This is a genomic window from Lelliottia sp. JS-SCA-14, from assembly GCF_035593345.1.
GTDB classification, from domain to species: domain Bacteria; phylum Pseudomonadota; class Gammaproteobacteria; order Enterobacterales; family Enterobacteriaceae; genus Enterobacter; species Enterobacter wanjuensis.
Genome location: NZ_CP141606.1, coordinates 1,738,440 through 1,757,972 on the forward strand (window position 1 = coordinate 1,738,440; position 19,533 = coordinate 1,757,972).

General features: G+C 55.2%; 12 protein-coding genes. 8 read left to right on the forward strand and 4 right to left on the reverse strand.

Annotated features, from left to right (window positions below; genetic code table 11):
• Positions 1-85: 85 nt before the first annotated feature.
• From cmoM to U9O48_RS08160, 7 genes are all read left to right on the forward strand, one after another.
• Positions 86-865: a tRNA uridine 5-oxyacetic acid(34) methyltransferase CmoM gene (gene cmoM / locus U9O48_RS08130; RefSeq protein ID WP_282492381.1), complete on the forward strand. Its 780-nt coding sequence runs from the start codon at positions 86-88 to the stop codon at positions 863-865.
• A gap of 3 nt (positions 866-868) precedes the next feature.
• A complete protein-coding gene (gene mukF / locus U9O48_RS08135) occupies positions 869-2,191 on the forward strand; it encodes a chromosome partition protein MukF (protein ID WP_282492382.1) in 1,323 nt (440 codons plus the stop codon).
• Positions 2,172-2,876 (forward strand): chromosome partition protein MukE, encoded by a 705-nt coding sequence (gene mukE, locus U9O48_RS08140; protein ID WP_282492383.1) that lies wholly within the window; start codon positions 2,172-2,174, stop codon positions 2,874-2,876. The genes mukF and mukE overlap by 20 nt, the downstream gene beginning before the upstream one ends.
• Complete coding sequence (gene mukB, locus U9O48_RS08145; protein ID WP_285145420.1) at positions 2,876-7,324, forward strand: chromosome partition protein MukB; 4,449 nt, start codon at positions 2,876-2,878, stop codon at positions 7,322-7,324. The genes mukE and mukB overlap by 1 nt, the downstream gene beginning before the upstream one ends.
• A 182-nt stretch (positions 7,325-7,506) precedes the next feature.
• Positions 7,507-9,330 carry a L,D-transpeptidase gene (ldtD, locus tag U9O48_RS08150; protein ID WP_285149154.1) on the forward strand — a complete coding sequence of 608 codons (1,824 nt, stop codon included), beginning with the start codon at positions 7,507-7,509 and terminating at the stop codon, positions 9,328-9,330.
• Positions 9,331-9,505: 175 nt separating this feature from the next.
• On the forward strand, positions 9,506-10,057 hold the full coding sequence (locus U9O48_RS08155) for a YcbK family protein (RefSeq protein WP_282492386.1): 552 nt from the start codon (positions 9,506-9,508) through the stop codon (positions 10,055-10,057).
• A 15-nt stretch (positions 10,058-10,072) separates the two neighbouring features.
• Entirely contained in the window at positions 10,073-10,720 is a 648-nt protein-coding gene (locus U9O48_RS08160; protein ID WP_282492388.1) for an MBL fold metallo-hydrolase, read from the forward strand.
• A 76-nt stretch (positions 10,721-10,796) separates the two neighbouring features.
• On the opposite strand, the gene aspC is transcribed toward U9O48_RS08160, so the two are convergent.
• The 4 genes from aspC to pncB all read right to left on the reverse strand — a co-directional run bounded on the left by aspC (position 10,797) and on the right by pncB (position 16,649).
• Positions 10,797-11,987 (reverse strand): aspartate transaminase, encoded by a 1,191-nt coding sequence (aspC, locus tag U9O48_RS08165; protein WP_282492389.1) that lies wholly within the window; start codon positions 11,985-11,987, stop codon positions 10,797-10,799.
• Between the two features lie 184 nt (positions 11,988-12,171).
• On the reverse strand, positions 12,172-13,275 hold the full coding sequence (locus U9O48_RS08170) for a porin (protein WP_285149155.1): 1,104 nt from the start codon (positions 13,273-13,275) through the stop codon (positions 12,172-12,174).
• Between the two features lie 606 nt (positions 13,276-13,881).
• Positions 13,882-15,282 (reverse strand): asparagine--tRNA ligase, encoded by a 1,401-nt coding sequence (gene asnS, locus U9O48_RS08175; protein ID WP_324724040.1) that lies wholly within the window; start codon positions 15,280-15,282, stop codon positions 13,882-13,884.
• Between the two features lie 164 nt (positions 15,283-15,446).
• Positions 15,447-16,649, reverse strand: a complete 1,203-nt coding sequence (gene pncB, locus U9O48_RS08180) for a nicotinate phosphoribosyltransferase (protein WP_324724041.1) — start codon at positions 16,647-16,649, stop codon at positions 15,447-15,449.
• Positions 16,650-16,914: 265 nt separating this feature from the next.
• On the opposite strand from pncB, the gene pepN reads away from it, so the two are divergent.
• Complete coding sequence (pepN, locus tag U9O48_RS08185) at positions 16,915-19,527, forward strand: aminopeptidase N (RefSeq protein ID WP_324724042.1); 2,613 nt, start codon at positions 16,915-16,917, stop codon at positions 19,525-19,527.
• Positions 19,528-19,533: the final 6 nt, after the last annotated feature.

Sequence of the window (19,533 nt, forward strand, 5' to 3'; positions counted from 1 at the left end):
CACGCGATATTACACCAGAGAGGTTCATTCTCCGCGCGGGTGTGACAAAATAGCGGTTTTGCTGTTAGCGGATGGAACTCTCCCAATGCGGGATCGCAATTTTGATGACATCGCGGAAAAGTTTTCGCGGAACATTTACGGCACCACCAAGGGGCAGTTGCGTCAGACGATCCTGTGGCAGGATCTCGACACCGTACTGGCCACCTTTGGTGACCGAAAGTTGCGGGTTCTGGACGCGGGCGGCGGTGAAGGTCAGACCGCCATTTTAATGGCGCAGCGCGGCCATCACGTCACGCTTTGCGATCTCTCTTCTGAAATGGTCGAACGTGCAAAACGCGCGGCAGAAGAGAAAGGTGTGAGCGACAACATGCATTTTATACATTGCGCCGCTCAGGACATTGCGCAGCATTTGGAAACTCAGGTTGATCTGATATTGTTTCATGCTGTGCTGGAGTGGGTCGCCGAGCCGCAGGAGATGCTAAAAATCCTGTGGTCTGTGCTGACGCCCGGCGGCGCATTGTCGCTGATGTTCTACAATGCTAACGGCCTGCTGATGCGTAACGTCCTGGTGGGCAATTTCGGCTATGTACAGCAGGGCATGTATAAAAAGAAACGGCGCACGCTTTCGCCGGATTTCCCCCGCGATCCGCAGCAGGTCTACGGCTGGCTGGAAGAGATGGGCTGGGAGATCACCGGGAAAACGGGCGTCAGGGTGTTTCATGATTATCTGCGCGATAAACAAAAACAGCATGACTGTCTTGACGCGTTAACAGAAATAGAAACGCGGTATTGCCGTCAGGAACCCTTTATCAGTCTTGGGCGATACATTCACGTCATCGCGCGCAAGCCGCAGAAGCAAGGATAATTTATGAGTGAATTTTCCCAGACAGTCCCCGAACTGGTTGCCTGGGCCAGGAAAAACGATTTCTCCATCTCGCTGCCGGTCGACAGACTCTCATTCCTGCTGGCGGTTGCTACGCTGAACGGCGAACGTCTGGATGGAGAAATGAGCGAGGGTGAACTGGTGGACGCGTTCCGCCATGTCAGTGATGCGTTTGAGCAAACCAGCGAAACCATTAACGTGCGTGCCAACAACGCGATCAACGAGATGGTGCGTCAACGTCTGCTGAACCGCTTTACCAGCGAGCAGGCGGAAGGAAACGCCATCTATCGTCTGACGCCTCTGGGCATCGGCATCACGGATTACTACATTCGCCAGCGCGAATTCTCCACGCTGCGTCTCTCAATGCAGCTGTCGATTGTGGCGGGCGAACTGAAACGCGCGGCCGATGCGGCGGACGAAAATGGGGATGAATTCCACTGGCATCGCAACGTCTACGCCCCGCTGAAATACTCGGTGGCCGAGATTTTCGACAGCATCGATCTGACCCAGCGTCTGATGGACGAACAGCAGCAGCAGGTGAAAGACGATATCGCGCAGCTGCTGAATAAAGACTGGCGCGCGGCGATCTCCAGCTGTGAACTTCTATTGTCAGAAACCTCTGGTACTTTGCGCGAGCTGCAGGACACGCTGGAAGCGGCGGGGGATAAACTCCAGGCGAACTTGCTGCGCATCCAGGATGCGACGCTGGCCCATGACGATCTGCATTTTGTCGACCGTCTGGTGTTTGATCTGCAAAGCAAGCTCGACCGCATTATCAGCTGGGGTCAACAGTCGATCGATCTCTGGATCGGCTATGACCGTCACGTGCATAAATTTATCCGAACAGCCATCGACATGGATAAGAACCGCGTGTTCGCCCAGCGTCTGCGCCAGTCGGTACAGAGTTATTTCGATGCGCCGTGGGCGCTGACCCACGCCAACGCCGATCGTCTGCTGGATATGCGCGACGAAGAGATGGCGCTGCGCGACGAAGAGGTTACCGGTGAACTGCCTCCGGATCTGGAGTTTGAAGAATTCAACGAAATTCGCGAGCAACTTGCGGCAATGATCGAAGAACAGCTCGCCGTCTATAAAACCAGACAAGTGCCGCTGGATCTTGGTCTCGTGGTGCGCGACTATCTGGTGCAATACCCGCGTGCGCGCCATTTTGATATCGCCCGCATTGTCGTCGACCAGGCCGTGCGCCTGGGCGTCGCGCAAGCAGATTTCACCGGACTGCCACCGAAGTGGCAGCCGATTAACGATTACGGAGCCAAGGTACAGGCGCATGTCATTGACAAATATTGAACAAGTGATGCCAGTAAAACTGGCCCAGGCGCTGGCAAATCCGTTATTTCCGGCGCTGGACAGCCAGCTGCGTGCCGGTCGTCACATTGGTCTTGACGAGCTGGATAATCACGCATTTCTGATGGACTTCCAGGAGTATCTGGAAGAGTTTTACGCCCGCTATAACGTCGAGCTGATCCGCGCGCCGGAAGGTTTTTTCTACCTCCGCCCGCGTTCTACGACGCTTATCCCGCGCTCGGTGCTGTCCGAGCTGGACATGATGGTCGGCAAGATCCTGTGCTATCTCTACCTGAGCCCGGAACGTCTGGCGAACGAAGGGATCTTCACCCAGCAGGAGCTGTATGAAGAGCTGCTGAGCCTGGCGGACGAGAGCAAACTGCTCAAGCTGGTCAACAACCGCTCTACCGGCTCTGACCTTGACCGTCAGAAGTTACAGGAAAAGGTGCGCTCTTCCCTGAACCGTCTGCGCCGTCTGGGGATGGTCTGGTTTATGGGCCACGACAGCAGCAAATTCCGCATTACCGAATCCGTGTTCCGCTTTGGCGCTGACGTGCGCACTGGCGACGACCCGCGTGAAGCGCAGCTGCGCATGATCCGCGACGGTGAAGCCATGCCATTAGAAAACAATTTACAGCTCAATGATGAGATTGAAGAGAGTCAGCCGGATAGCGGGGAGGAAGAATAATGATTGAACGCGGTAAATTTCGTTCGCTAACGCTGGTTAACTGGAACGGTTTCTTCGCCCGAACCTTCGATCTGGATGAGCTGGTCACGACGCTCTCCGGCGGTAACGGGGCGGGTAAGTCCACCACCATGGCGGCCTTCGTCACGGCGTTGATCCCCGATCTGACGCTGCTGCACTTCCGAAACACCACCGAAGCGGGCGCGACAAGCGGTTCCCGCGATAAAGGTCTGCACGGTAAGCTGAAAGCGGGCGTCTGTTATTCGGTGCTGGATGTCATTAACTCCCGCCATCAGCGCGTGGTGGTCGGTGTGCGTCTGCAGCAAATTGCGGGTCGCGACCGTAAAGTCGACATCAAACCCTTCGCCATTCAGGGGCTGCCGACCTCGGTTCAACCGACCTCTTTGCTGACGGAAACCCTGAACGATCGTCAGGCGCGCGTGTTGCCGCTCAACGAACTGAAGGACAAACTCGAAGCAATCGAAGGCGTCCAGTTCAAGCAGTTCAACTCGATTACCGATTACCACTCGCTGATGTTCGATCTGGGCGTTGTCGCGCGTCGTCTGCGCACCGCATCGGACCGTAGCAAATACTATCGCCTGATTGAAGCCTCCCTGTACGGCGGGATCTCCAGCGCCATTACCCGCTCCCTGCGCGACTACCTGTTGCCAGAAAACAGCGGCGTGCGTAAAGCCTTCCAGGACATGGAAGCGGCGCTGCGCGAAAACCGCATGACGCTCGAAGCGATTCGCGTCACTCAGTCTGACCGCGACCTGTTCAAACATCTGATCAGCGAAGCGACTAACTACGTGGCGGCGGACTATATGCGCCACGCCAACGAGCGTCGCATTCATCTGGATAAAGCGCTGGAGTATCGCCGCGAGCTGTTCACCTCGCGTAAACAGCTGGTGGCCGAGCAGTATAAACACGTTGAGATGGCCCGCGAGCTGGGCGAACACAACGGCGCGGAAGGGGATCTCGAAGCCGATTATCAGGCCGCCAGCGATCACCTGAATCTGGTGCAAACGGCCCTGCGTCAGCAGGAGAAAATCGAGCGCTACGAAGCCGATCTCGATGAGCTGCAGATCCGCCTCGAAGAACAAAATGAAGTGGTGGCCGAAGCCGCCGACATGCAGGAAGAGAAAGAGGCGCGCGCTGAAGCCGCTGAGCTGGAAGTGGATGAGCTGAAAAATCAGCTGGCCGACTACCAGCAGGCGCTCGATGTTCAGCAGACCCGCGCCATTCAGTACACTCAGGCGTTACAGGCGCTGCAACGCGCGAAAGAGCTGTGCCATCTTCCGGATTTAACGCCGGACAGTGCCGACGAGTGGCTGGAAACCTTCCAGGCAAAAGAACAGGAAGCGACGGAGAAATTACTCTCCCTCGATCAGAAAATGAGCGTGGCGCAAGCGGCGCACAGTCAGTTTGAGCAGGCGTACCAGCTGGTCGCGGCGATCAACGGCCCGCTGGCGCGTAGTGATGCCTGGGGAGTGGCGCGTGAATTGCTGCGCGACGGTGTCAACCAGCGCCATCTGGCGGAGCAGGTGCAGCCGCTGCGCATGCGTCTGAACGAGCTGGAACAGCGTCTGCGTGAACAGCAGGAGGCCGAACGCCTGCTGGCTGAATTCTGCAAGCGTCAGGGTAAGCATGTCGATATCGACGACCTGGAAACTTTGCATCAGGAGCTGGAAGCGCGCATCGCGTCTCTGTCCGACAGCGTCTCCAGCGCCAGCGAGCAGCGCATGGTGCTGCGCCAGGAGCTGGAACAGCTTCAGTCGCGTACTCAGACTCTGCTGCAACGTGCTCCTGTCTGGCTGGCCGCGCAGAGCAGCCTGAATCAGCTGAGCGAGCAGTGCGGCGAAGAGTTCGAATCCAGCTCTGAAGTGACCGAATATCTGCAACAGTTGCTGGAGCGCGAGCGTGAAGCCATTGTTGAGCGTGATGAAGTCGGCGCGCGTAAAAACGCTGTCGATGAAGAAATTGAACGCTTAAGTCAGCCAGGCGGCGCGGAAGATGCCCGTCTGAATGCGCTGGCAGAACGTTTTGGCGGCGTGCTGCTGTCCGAAATCTACGACGACGTCAGCCTTGAAGATGCGCCGTATTACTCCGCGCTGTATGGCCCGTCCCGTCATGCGATCGTCGTTCCGGATTTGTCGCTGATTGCCGATCAGCTGGAAGGGCTGGAAGAGTGTCCGGAAGATCTCTATCTGATCGAAGGAGATCCGCAGTCCTTCGATGACAGCGTGTTCAACGTCGATGAGCTGGAAAAAGCGGTGGTGGTGAAAGTCGCCGACCGCCAGTGGCGTTATTCTCGCTTCCCGACGCTGCCGATCTTTGGCCGCGCCGCGCGTGAAAACCGTATCGAAAGCCTGCACGCGGAACGTCAAACCCTGTCTGAACGCTTCGCGACGCTGTCGTTTGACGTGCAGAAAACCCAGCGTTTACACCAGGCATTCAGCCGCTTTATCGGCAGTCACGTGGCCGTGGCCTTTGAGGCCGATCCTGAAGCTGAAATCCGTAAACTCAACACCCGCCGTGGCGAACTGGAACGTGCCCTGAGCAATCATGAAAATGATAATCAGCAGAGCCGCGTACAGTTTGAACAGGCGAAAGAGGGCGTCGCTGCCCTGAACCGTATCCTGCCGCGTCTGAATCTGCTGGGTGACGAAACCCTGGCCGATCGCGTGGATGAAATTCAGGAACGTCTGGATGAAGCCCAGGAAGCCGCGCGCTTTGTGCAGCAGCACGGCAACCAGCTCGCGAAGCTGGAGCCGGTGCTGTCGGTTCTGCAAAGCGACCCGGAACAGTACGAACAGCTGAAAGAAGATTACGCCTACTCCCAGCAGATGCAGCGTGATGCGCGCCAGCAGGCGTTTGCCCTGACCGAAGTGGTGCAGCGTCGTGCGCACTTCGGTTACAGCGACTCGGCAGAAATGCTGAGCGGCAACAGCGATTTGAACGAAAAACTGCGCCAGCGTCTGGAGCAAGCGGAAGCGGAGCGCAGCCGCAGCCGCGATGCCCTGCGCAGCCACGCCGCGCAGCTCGGCCAGTACAATCAGGTTCTGGCGTCGCTGAAAAGCTCCTTCGATACCAAGAAAGAGCTGCTCACCGACCTGCATAAAGAGCTGCAGGATATCGGCGTTCGCGCGGACAGCGGGGCGGAAGAGCGCGCGCGCATTCGTCGCGACGAACTGCACAGCCAGCTGAGTAACAACCGTACCCGTCGTCATCAGCTGGAAAAAGCCCTGACCCTGTGCGAAGCGGAGATGGATAACCTGACCCGTCGCCTGCGCAAGCTGGAACGCGATTATCACGAAATGCGCGAGCAAGTCGTGACCGCCAAAGCGGGCTGGTGTGCGGTCATGCGTCTGGTAAAAGACAGCGGCGTTGAACGTCGACTACACCGTCGCGAGCTGGCTTATCTCTCGGGTGATGAGCTGCGTTCGATGTCGGATAAGGCGCTGGGTGCGCTGCGCCCGGCAGTGGCAGACAACGAACATCTGCGCGATGTGCTGCGTATGTCTGAAGATCCGAAACGTCCTGAGCGTAAAATTCAGTTCTTCGTGGCGGTTTATCAGCACCTGCGTGAACGTATTCGTCAGGATATCATTCGTACGGACGATCCGGTCGAAGCCATCGAACAGATGGAAATCGAGCTGGGCCGTCTGACGGAAGAGCTGACCTCTCGCGAGCAGAAGCTGGCGATCAGCTCCCGCAGCGTGGCGAACATTATTCGCAAAACCATCCAGCGCGAGCAGAACCGTATTCGTATGCTCAACCAGGGCCTGCAGAGCGTGTCGTTCGGCCAGGTGAACAGCGTGCGTCTGAACGTCAACGTTCGTGAAGCGCATGCCACTCTGCTGGATGTGCTCTCGGAGCAGCACGAGCAGCATCAGGATCTGTTTAACAGCAACCGCCTGACCTTCTCGGAAGCGCTGGCGAAGCTCTATCAGCGTCTTAATCCGCAGATCGATATGGGCCAGCGCACGCCGCAAACCATCGGTGAAGAGCTGCTGGATTACCGTAACTATCTGGAAATGGAAGTTGAGGTTAACCGTGGTTCCGACGGCTGGCTGCGCGCAGAGTCTGGCGCGCTCTCTACCGGGGAGGCGATCGGTACCGGGATGTCGATTCTGGTGATGGTCGTGCAGAGCTGGGAAGATGAAGCGCGACGCCTGCGCGGCAAGGATATCTCGCCGTGCCGTCTGCTGTTCCTCGATGAGGCTGCCCGACTCGATGCCCGTTCCATCGCCACGCTGTTTGAACTGTGTGACCGTCTGGATATGCAGCTGATTATCGCAGCACCTGAAAACATCAGTCCGGAAAAAGGCACGACCTACAAACTGGTGCGTAAGGTGTTCAATAATACCGAGCACGTACACGTCGTGGGCCTGCGCGGTTTTGCACCGCAGCCGCCGGAGTCGTTACCGGGTACGGCAGACGCGTCGTAACGCGTTTTTGATGAAAAGGGCGGCACAAGGGTGCTGCCCTTTTTATTTGCTTAACTTGCGCTTCACGCTGCGTTATCTTTAAACTTCTTTACATAAGGTAAGGCAGTAGCGTCTGTGCCTTTCTATAATGAAGAAAAGCCCCGGTGTTGTGGGCAGGTCGTAAAGCAAACAGGGGGCAAGGGATGTTGCTAAAGAAAATTCATGGTCGTCAGCTGTCCGCACTCAGTGTGTGCCTGACGTTAATATTCGCTCCACTGTTTAATGCCAGGGCCGATGAGCCTGAAGTGGTTCCCGTCGACAGTTCTGCAACGATGGGCGCACAGCCGACTTCGCTGCTACAGCCGCTGGAGCAATCCAGTGCGACCGCCATTATGGCGGGCATCAAACAGCTGCCGGCCGATGTGGACACACAAGCGCTGCGCCAGCAGCTGCAAACCGGACTGCCTGCGGGATATACGCCCGCTTATCTTAATCAGCTCACCTTAATCTATGCCGCGCGCGACATGAAGCCGATGTGGGAAGACCGCGATGCCGTCCGTGCCTTCCAGCAACAGCTGGCGGAAGTGGCCATCGCCGGTTTTCAGCCGCAGTTCACCGCCTGGGTGGAGCTTCTGACCGACCCGACCGTGACGGGCATGGCGCGTGATGTTGTCCTGTCCGACGCGATGATGGGCTATTTGCAGTTCGTGGCGGGAATTCCGGTCAACGGCAACCGCTGGCTGTACAGTGAAAAGCCTTACAAACTGGCGACACCTGCGCTTTCGGTGATTAACCAGTGGCAGGTGGCGCTGGACAAAGGGACGCTGCCGCGCTTTATCGCGAGCCTGGCTCCGGCGCATCCGCAATATGCCACGATGCACCAGTCGTTATTGCAGCTGGTGGCCGATACTCGTCCGTGGCCTCAGCTCAAAAGCACTGCCTCACTGCGCCCTGGCCAGTGGAGTAGCGATGTTCCGGCGCTGCGCGAAATCCTGCGTCGTACCGGTGAGTCTGATGCAGGGGCGAAAATTGCGCTGCCGGGCGATGATCCCCAGAGCGTGGTGGTCAGTCCATCTGCGCCTGTTGTGAAGAAAAAATCTGCTGTGCCAGCCGATAAACCTGCGGCCTACGACCGTGAACTGGTTGCCGCCGTGAAGGCGTTTCAGGCTGCGCAGGGACTGGGTGCCGACGGAGTGATTGGGCAGTCTACGCGCGACTGGCTGAATGTCTCTCCGGCTCAGCGCGCAGGCGTGCTGGCGTTGAATATTCAGCGCTTACGTTTGCTTCCGGGCACCTTATCCACCGGTATTATGGTTAACATCCCGGCCTACTCGCTGGTCTATTACCAGAACGGCAGCGAAGTGCTGGCCTCCCGCGTGATTGTGGGCCGTCCGGATCGCAAAACGCCGATGATGAGCAGCGCGCTGAACAACGTGGTGGTCAACCCGCCGTGGAACGTGCCGCCGACTCTCGCGCGAAAAGACATCCTGCCGAAAGTGTGGAATGACCCGGGTTATCTCGAACGTCACGGCTACACGATGATGCGCGGCTGGAACAGCAACCAGCCGATTGATCCGTATCAGGTCGACTGGTCAACGATTACGGCATCGAACCTGCCATTCCGCTTCCAGCAGGCGCCGGGCGAGCGTAACTCGCTGGGCCGGTACAAGTTCAATATGCCAAGTTCGGATGCGATCTATCTGCACGATACGCCGAACCATAACCTGTTCCAGAAAGATACGCGCGCCCTGAGTTCCGGCTGCGTTCGTGTCAATAAAGCGTCTGAACTGGCTAATATGCTGCTGGGGGATGCGGGCTGGAACGACACGCGGATTTCCGATGCGCTGAAAGAAGGGAACACGCGCTACGTGAATATTCGGCAAAATATTCCGGTCAATCTTTACTACCTGACGGCGTTTGTCGGCGCCGATGGGCGGACCCAATATCGTACAGATATTTACAATTATGATCTCACCGCGCGATCCGGCGCACAAATTTTGCCAAAAGCTGAACAATTAATCAGGTAAATGAAGTAGTTCGGGAAAATTGATTGTCGTAAGTTATGGTAGAGAAGGGGCAATATCGCTGTAAGCCCCGTCTTTACTGGGGTTGGGCACCTTGACGCCAACAGTTCTGGCAGTTATGGTGCCCTTCGTGCGCTAAGCATATTTACGATAACATTGACCTGTAGACCTGATTATCATGGACAAATTTGACGCTAATCGCCGCAAGCTGCTGGCGCTAGGTGGTGTTGCGCTGGGCGCAGCGGCCATCTTACCGACGCCAGCATTTGCCACCCTCTCGACACCACGTCCGCGTATTTTAACGCTCAACAATCTTCACACCGGTGAGACGTTGAAAGCGGAGTTTTTCGATGGCAGAGGCTATATTCAGGATGAATTAGCAAGACTCAACCATTTTTTCCGTGATTACCGCGCGAATAAAATCAAAGCCATCGACCCAGGATTGTTTGATCAGCTTTTCCGCCTCCAGGGCCTGCTCGGAACCCGCAAGCCGGTGCAACTCGTTTCCGGTTATCGCTCTATTGATACCAATAACGAACTGCGCGCCCATAGCCGTGGGGTAGCCAAAAAAAGCTATCACACCAAAGGACAGGCGATGGATTTTCACATCGAAGGCGTTTCATTAGCCAATATTCGCAAAGCTGCGTTATCTATGCGCGCAGGTGGTGTAGGATATTACCCACGTAGCAACTTTGTGCATATTGATACCGGGCCAGCACGGCACTGGTAATAATGAAGGAGCAGTATGAACTATCGTATTATTCCGGTGACTGCGTTCTCCCAGAACTGTTCATTAATCTGGTGTGAACAAACCAAACTGGCCGCGCTTGTCGATCCCGGCGGAGATGCTGAGAAGATCAAGCAGGAAGTCGAAGCGTCCGGCGTGACGCTGATGCAGATTTTGCTGACCCATGGCCATCTTGACCATGTGGGGGCTGCGGCGGAGCTGGCACAACATTACGGTGTGCCCGTGATTGGACCGGAAAAAGAAGATGAGTTCTGGCTGCAGGGTTTACCTGCCCAAAGCCGGATGTTTGGCCTCGATGAGTGTCAGCCTCTGACGCCCGATCGTTGGCTGAACGAAGGCGAGAGCGTTAGCGTCGGAAACGTGACGCTTCAGGTATTGCACTGCCCGGGCCACACGCCGGGGCATATCGTCTTCTTTGACGACCAGTCACGGTTGCTCGTTTCGGGCGATGTGATTTTCAAAGGCGGCGTAGGACGCAGCGACTTCCCTCGCGGCGACCACGGTCAGTTGATCCAGTCGATTAAACAGAAGTTACTGCCGTTAGGCGATGATGTGACGTTTATTCCAGGGCACGGCCCGATGTCGACGTTAGGATATGAGCGGGTACATAACCCGTTCCTACAGGATGAAATGCCTGTCTGGTAAATCCCATTAAAAAAGCCTGCATAATGCAGGCTTTTTTGTAGGTCGGGTAAGCGTAAGCGCCACCCGACAGACTTTTTTACAGCACAGCCACAATCGCTTCGCACAGCGGCGCCATGTTGTCCGGCGTCATACCCGCCACGTTCACACGCCCTGAAGCCACAGCATACACACCAAACTCTTCGCGCAGACGCAGAACCTGCTCTTTAGTCAGGCCGCTGAACGAGAACATCCCGTTCTGTTTGATGATGAAGCTGAAGTCGCGATCCGCGCCTTTCTCCGCCAGCGTGTTCACGAACAGCAGGCGCATGCGCTGGATACGCTGACGCATGTCGTTCAGCTCTTGCTCCCAGATGGCGCGCAGGGCGTCATTGCTGAGGATGGTCGCGACCACAGAGGCACCGTGTGCCGGTGGGTTGGAGTAGTTGGCACGAATGACCGACTTCATCTGGCTGAACGCGCGATCAACGGTTTGCTCATCGGCAGCCACCAGCGTACAGGCACCCACGCGCTCATTGTACAGGCCAAAGTTCTTGGAATAAGAACTCGCGACGATCAGTTCCTGATGAACAGCCGCAAAGGCGCGCAGGCCTTCAGCATCTTCTTCCAGACCGCGAGCAAAGCCCTGATAGGCGAAGTCGAACAGCGGCAGCCAGCCTTTTTCTACGGACAGTTTTGCCAGCTGTTCCCACTGCTCCAGCGTCGGATCAATACCGGTTGGATTGTGGCAGCAGCCGTGGAACAGCACTACGTCACCGGCCTGGGCTTCGTTCAGGCTGGACAGCAATCCGTCGAAGTCCAGCGTGTGGTTCGCCGCGTCATAATAAGCATATTCGCGCACTTCCAGACCCGCGGAGTTAAACACGCTCTTATGGTTCGGCCAGCTCGGGTTGCTCACCCAAACACGCTTCACAGAGGTGTTCTTCGCGAGGAAATCCGCCGCGACGCGTAATGCGCCGGTACCGCCAGGCGTCTGGGCTGTGCGGGCACGCTTATCGCTGATAATCGTGCTGCCTTTGCCAAACAGCAGTTCCTGAGTGCAACGACCAAATTCCGGGATACCGTCGATACCGAGGTAGTTTTTGGTGTTTTCGTTTTCCAGCAGATACTGCTCAGCTTTTTTAACGCTGGTCAGGACCGGAGTCTTGCCGGTTTCATCTTTATAGACACCAATACCCAGGTTGATTTTTCCAGGGCGATCATCGGCACGAAACAGATCGGCCAGGCCCAGAATAGGGTCGGCAGGGGCGGCGGTAATGTTCTCAAACATGACGAGGTTCCATTGTGATTACAGAAGTGAAATCCGCTATCAGGTTAACGGTAGATTTACAAAATGCCAACCGTTTGCGACAAAAAGCGTGCGCCTTTTCAAAAGACGCCATTTTTTTCTTTCAGCCATAAAAAAACAGGACCGAAGTCCTGTTTTCTAGGCATTTAGCAGAGAGGGCTGCTTATTAGAACTGGTAAGTTACACCAACAGTTGCCTGGTTGTCTGAACCAACCCAGCTGGTAGATGCATCTTCGTCATCCAGCAGGTTAAAGCGGTAGTCGCCGTAGACGTTGAAGTTCTTGTTGAAGTAGTAAGTTGCGCCAGTGGTGATGTATTTCGCCAGGTCACGGTCGCCGATACCGTTCAGGTCTTTGCCTTTAGACTGAACGTAAGAAACGGATGGACGCAGACCGAAGTCGAACTGGTACTGTGCAATCACTTCGAAGTTCTGAGTTTTGTTAGCTACGTTGTACACGTTGCCGTCTGCGTCAGGTGTGTTAGTGTCGCCGCTGTTGCCCAGGATGCTCATGTTACGGGTTTCAGCATACACGGTTGCCAGGTAGATGTTGTTCGCGTCGTATTTCGCGCCAACAGCCCAGGATTCAGCCTTATCGCCTTTACCGTCTTGTTTCTGCTCCAGAGTACGGTTTGCAGTGCTGTATGCACCGATCAGACCGAAACCTTCACCGAATTCGTAACCCAGGGACAGACCAACGCCGTCTCCGTTAGCTTGTTTCAGGTTCGTACGGTCGTTTTTACCCTGATACTGAACGCCAAAGTTCAGACCATCAACCAGACCGAAGAAGTTGCTGTTACGGTAGGTCAACAGGCCAGTAGAACGGCTGGTCATGTAGTTATCAGTGTATGCACCACCCCAGGTTTCACCGGAGAAAGATGGCGCCATATCGGTGTAGGATTCTACGTCGTAAACGATACCGTAGTTACGGCCGTAGTCCAGGGAGCCAGCGTCAGAAACTTTGATACCTGCGAATGCCAGACGAGTTACGTTGTCCTGATCACCTTCAGCTTTACCAGCCTTAGCACGGTATTCCCACTGACCGTAACCAGTCACCTGATCGTTAACCTGAGTTTCGCCTTTGAAGCCGATCTGGCCGTAAGAGGAATCAGAGTTTTTGTGTTCGCCGGAAGTGGTGAAGCCATGCTCACCAACAACTTTACCGTAGAAGTCCAGTTTGTTGCCGTTTTTGTTATAGATTTCTGCAGCGTTTGCTGCACCGGCTACCAGCAGGGCAGGGATAACCACTGCCAGGATATTGCGCTTCATCATTATTTATTACCCTCATTGGTTTTTTTATGACACTCGCCACTGCCGTCAATAAATTCTGTCAATAAATATTTCCGGAACTATTGATGAGAGTTAGGTGTCTTTATGTATCTGACAGGCATCTTTCCATTCATATAGCCGTTTCGCTAGCCTGAAAGTGCTACAAAGATAAAGATTGAGTAACAAAAAGAAATAATGTGTAACTAAATGTGAATTATTGGGAACTTTGTGAAGCACCTCAAATTTCAGAACTGATTGCTGAATAAAAACACTAACCCATTCCTATATATATGAATTGCTTATATTTAATTTTGATAAAGGCGTTTCGTGTCAACAGAAGTTAAACAACTCACTTTTTCTTATTGTTTACATTAGCCATCCAGGTGGCTGTGTAAGTGAGCGTTTTTTGTGCTAAAGCATTTCAATGGCATTAGGCGCAATAAGAATGCGGTTTATTTTTTGTTCGTAGATGTTTCGTGGAAATAAAACGTAACAGGTGGAATATTTGGCGGGGTTGCAATTGGAAGTTACTGACTTTCGGCTGACATAAATTGACAGTGCAGAATAAAATAACGGCCAGCAGTTGCTGGCCGTTATTAATAGTTGCGTTTAGAAACTGGCGTTGCGTGGGGTACGTGGGAACGGAATCACATCACGCACGTTCTGCACACCGGTGACATAGGCAATCAAACGCTCGAAGCCCAGACCAAAACCAGAGTGTGGCACGGTGCCGTAACGGCGCAGGTCACGATACCAGCTGTAATCGGCTGGATTCAGACCCATTTCTTCCATACGCGCATCGAGCACGTCCAGACGCTCTTCACGCTGGGAGCCACCGATGATCTCACCGATGCCTGGGGCCAGCACGTCCATCGCGGCAACGGTTTTACCGTCTTCGTTAAGGCGCATGTAGAAGGCCTTAATGTCTTTCGGATAGTTTTTCACAACCACCGGCGCTTTGAAGTATTTCTCAGCCAGGTAACGTTCGTGTTCGGAAGACAGATCCACGCCCCAGTAAACCGGGTTCTCGAATTTCTCGCCGCATTTCTCCAGAATCGCCACCGCGTCGGTGTAATCCACCTGGGCAAAGTCTGCAGAGACGAAACGCTCCAGACGGGCAACCGCATCGCTGTCGACGCGCTCTGCGAAGAATTTCATGTCGTCAGCGCGCTCTTCCAGAACCGCTTTGAAGACATACTTCAACATCGCTTCAGCCAGACCGGCCACGTCATTCAGATCGGCAAACGCCACTTCCGGCTCCAGCATCCAGAATTCCGCCAGGTGGCGGCTGGTATTGGAGTTTTCAGCACGGAAGGTTGGGCCGAAGGTGTAGATTTTGGACAACGCACAGGCGTAAGTTTCGCCGTTCAGCTGGCCGGATACGGTCAGGAACGCTTCTTTACCGAAGAAGTCCTGGTCGAAATCGACTTTACCTTCTGGCGTACGCGGCAGGTTTTCCAGATCCAGCGTCGAAACGCGGAACATCTCGCCCGCGCCTTCGGTATCGGATGCGGTAATCAGCGGGGTAGACACCCAGAAGTAACCCTGCTCGTCGAAGAAACGATGCAGCGCTTGCGCCAGTGTGTGACGAACACGCGCTACGGCACCAATCATGTTGGTACGCGGGCGCAAGTGAGCCACTTCGCGTAGGTATTCGATGCTGTGACGTTTTGCCGCCATCGGGTAGGTGTCTGGATCTTCAACCCAGCCGGTCACTTCGACAGACGTTGCCTGCAGTTCGAAGCTCTGGCCCTGGCCAGGAGAGGCGACGACAGTCCCGGTCACGATCACGGAACAGCCGGTGGTCAGGCGCAGCACTTCGTCATTGTAATTGGGCAGAGAATTATTAATTACGGCCTGTACAGGATCAAAGCAGGAACCGTCATAGACGGCGAGGAAGGAGATGCCAGCTTTAGAATCTCGGCGAGTACGCACCCATCCGCGCACGGTGACTTCTTGGTCAACGGCGACGCGGCCCTGGAGTACGTCGGCTACAGGCACAACGCTCATAATATTCTCTCTGTTAATAGTCGGAAAAAATAGATATTTGTCCGCCCTTATAGGGGGGATATCTATGTTACCTGGCATCCGCCGTCAGACAAGCAGATTTCGCAGCGAAAAGAGAGAAATTAGTAAAAATTTAGGCAGGGGGCCGGTAAGCCCCCACAAGAGGATTAGCTGGCTTTCTTAATCTGGGGCAGATCGAAGGCTTTTCGCAAGGCGCGCACGAAGGCTTTGTCATGACAGATGGTTTTACCCGGGCTGTCAGAGAGCTTGGCGACCGGCTTGCCGTTACATTCCACCAGTTTGATCACGATATTCAGCGGTTTCACCTGAGGGATATCGCAGGTCAGTCGTGTACCGATCCCAAAGCTCAGGTTAACGCGGGAGGAGAACTGGCGGTAGAGATCGATCGCTTTCGGCAGATCGAGGTTATCCGAGAAGACCAGCACTTTGGTGAGCGGATCGATACCCAGCTTCTGATAATGGGCGATCGCTTTTTCACCCCATTCCACCGGATCCCCGGAGTCATGGCGTAGGCCCTGATAGCGGTTGGCAAATTCCGGCCCGAAGTCGCGCAGGAACGCGTCCATCGTAATACAGTCCGTGAGGGCAATTCCCAGCTGGTCCGGATATTCTTCAAGCCAGGCGGCGAGCGCGGCGCGCTGGCTGGTGGCGAGATCGGGGCTGATCTGCTGATGTGCCTGGAACCATTCGTGGGCCTGAGTGCCCATCGGCGTCAGGTTGCGGCGACGCGCTAAATCGTAGTTACTGGTGCCGACAAACCACTGCTCCTGCTGCAAACGTTCGACAATCGCCTGCTGCACTTCGCGAGAGAAACGACGGCGGGTGCCGAAATCCATCAGACGGAAACGGGACATATCCACCGATTCCGTCATTCGATTGAAATCAACCAGTTTGCTTTCGAGTGTTTCCAGCGCCTGCTCAACGCCCACTTCCGGCGAACGGTAGCGGTGCACAATCTCGCTGATCACCGCCAGCAGCGGGACTTCCCACATGATCACTTCCCGCCACGGCCCGGCCAGACGAATGTGCAGTCGACCATTATTATTGGTGACAGTGACCTGTTCGGGGTTGTAGCGGAAATCGCGCAGCCAGTCTAAATAGTCGGCTTTAAAGAAGGGGAGGCCAGAGAGCCACTGGTATTCGTCGTCCTGCAGAGTCAGATGCTGCATGGCATCGACCTGTTCACGGATCGTATCAGCGTAAATACCGAGCAAGTCATCACCACGGCAGCGGAATTCAGCCGCTACTTCTACATCATAGTAATGGTGAAAAACGGCTTGCTGCATATGCAGTTTATACGCGTCGGTATCCAGCAGTGTATGCAGAACAGGGGAAGCGAATTGAGTCATAGGTGCGCAGTAGCATCCTCTCACGGGAGCGTTTAGTACAATAAACAACTATTGAAACCGCTGGAGTATACCTTGTTTAGCGATTTATTGAACCCCGATCACAACATAAGCTGCCGTTATGGTCGAGAGCATTTCGTGCCCCGTGTTATACGAATGTAGCAAAATTGGGTTTTCGCCCTGAAAAGATGAACATTCTGCATAGCGCGTTTTACACAACAGGAATAGACTGGATTCGTTATTCGACAAACGATGCATAAGGTTTTCTATGACACAACAGCCACAAGCCAAATACCGCCACGACTACCGTGCGCCGGAATACCTGATTAGCGATATCGATCTGACTTTTGACCTGGATGCCACCAAAACCGTTGTCACGGCCATAAGCCAGGTCACACGCCAAAGTGCGACGGCTGTACCGCTGCGTCTCGACGGTGAAGACCTGACGCTGGTCTCGATCCACGTCAACGACGAAGCGTGGACAGACTATAAAGAAGAAGAGAGCCAACTGGTCATTAACAATCTGCCAGAGCGTTTCTCCCTGCGCATCGTGACCGAAATCAGCCCGGCGTCCAACACCGCGCTGGAAGGCCTGTATCAGTCAGGCGTGGCGCTTTGCACCCAGTGCGAAGCTGAAGGTTTCCGCCATATCACCTGGTATCTGGACCGCCCGGACGTTCTGGCGCGTTTCACCACCAAAATCATTGCCGATAAAAAACTTTATCCGTACCTGCTCTCCAACGGTAACCGTGTGGGGCAGGGCGAGCTGGAAAATGGCCGTCACTGGACACAGTGGCAGGATCCGTTCCCAAAACCCTGCTACCTGTTTGCGCTGGTAGCGGGTGATTTCGACGTGCTGCGCGATACCTTCAAAACCCGCTCCGGCCGCGACGTGGCGCTGGAGCTGTTTGTCGATCGCGGCAACCTCGATCGCGCGCCGTGGGCAATGACGTCGCTCATCAACTCTATGAAGTGGGATGAAGAGCGTTTCGGCCTCGAGTACGACCTCGACATCTATATGATCGTCGCCGTCGACTTCTTTAATATGGGCGCGATGGAGAACAAAGGCCTGAACGTCTTTAACTCCAAATACGTGCTGGCGCGAACCGACACTGCCACCGATAAAGATTACCTCGATATCGAACGCGTCATCGGCCACGAATATTTCCACAACTGGACCGGCAACCGCGTGACCTGCCGCGACTGGTTCCAGTTGAGCCTGAAAGAAGGTCTGACCGTGTTCCGCGATCAGGAGTTCAGCTCCGATCTGGGTTCCCGCGCCGTAAACCGCATCAGCAACGTGCGCACCATGCGCGGTCTGCAGTTCGCCGAAGACGCAAGCCCAATGGCGCACCCAATTCGTCCGGACAAAGTGATTGAGATGAACAACTTCTACACCCTGACGGTGTACGAGAAAGGTTCTGAAATCATCCGCATGATCCACACTCTGCTCGGCGAAGAGAACTTCCAGAAAGGGATGCAGCTCTATTTCGAGCGTCACGACGGCAGCGCCGCCACCTGCGACGATTTCGTGCAGGCGATGGAAGACGCGTCTAACGTCGATCTCTCCCATTTCCGCCGCTGGTACAGCCAGGCTGGGACGCCGATTGTTACCGTGAAAGACGACTACAATCCGGAAACCGAGCAGTACACCCTGACCATCAGCCAGCGCACGCCGCCGACAGCTGAACAGGAAGAGAAGCACCCGCTGCACATTCCGTTCAGCATCGAGCTGTACGATAACGAAGGCAAAGTGATCCCGCTGCAGAAGGGCGGTCATCCGGTGCATCAGGTGCTGAATGTGACCCAGGCGGAGCAGACCTTTATCTTTGATAATGTCTACTTCCAGCCGGTTCCGGCGCTGCTGTGCGAATTCTCCGCACCGGTGAAACTGGAATATAAGTGGAGCGATCAGCAGCTCACCTTCCTGATGCGTCATGCGCGCAACGATTTCTCCCGCTGGGATGCCGCGCAGAGTCTGCTGGCAACCTATATCAAACTGAACGTGAACCGTCATCAGCAGGGCCAGCCGTTGTCGCTGCCAGTGCACGTGGCCGATGCGTTCCGCGCGATTCTGCTGGATGAGAAAATCGACCCGGCGCTGGCCGCAGAGATCCTGACCCTGCCTTCCGCGAACGAAATCGCCGAGCTGTTCGAGATCATCGATCCGATCGCGATTACCGCCGTGCGTGAAGCCCTGACCCGTACGCTGGCGACCGAACTGGCCGACGAGTTCCTGGCGATCTACAACGCCAACAAACTCGACGAATACCGCGTGGAACACGCCGATATCGGCAAGCGTTCCCTGCGTAATACTTGCCTGCGCTATCTGGCGTTTGGTGAAACCGAGCTGGCGAACACGCTGGTCAGCAAGCAGTATCACGAAGCCGATAACATGACCGACGCGTTAGCGGCTCTGGCGGCGAGCGTGGCGGCAGAGCTGCCGTGCCGCGATGCGCTGATGCAGGAGTACGATGACAAGTGGCATCAGGACGGTCTGGTGATGGATAAGTGGTTTATCCTGCAATCTACCAGCCCGGCGGCGGATGTACTGAGCAACGTGCGTAGTCTGCTCAAACACCGCTCCTTCACCATGAGCAACCCGAACCGCGTACGTTCCCTGATTGGCGCGTTTGCCAGCAGCAACCCGGCCGCTTTCCATGCGGAAGATGGCAGCGGTTATCAGTTCATGGTGGAAATGCTGACCGAGCTGAACAGCCGCAACCCGCAGGTGGCGTCGCGTCTGATTGAGCCGCTGATTCGTCTGAAACGTTACGATGCGTCGCGTCAGGCGAAAATGCGCGCCGCGCTGGAGCAGTTGAAAGGGCTGGAAAATCTGTCGGGCGATCTGTTCGAGAAGATTACGAAGGCGCTGGCCTGAGTGAAT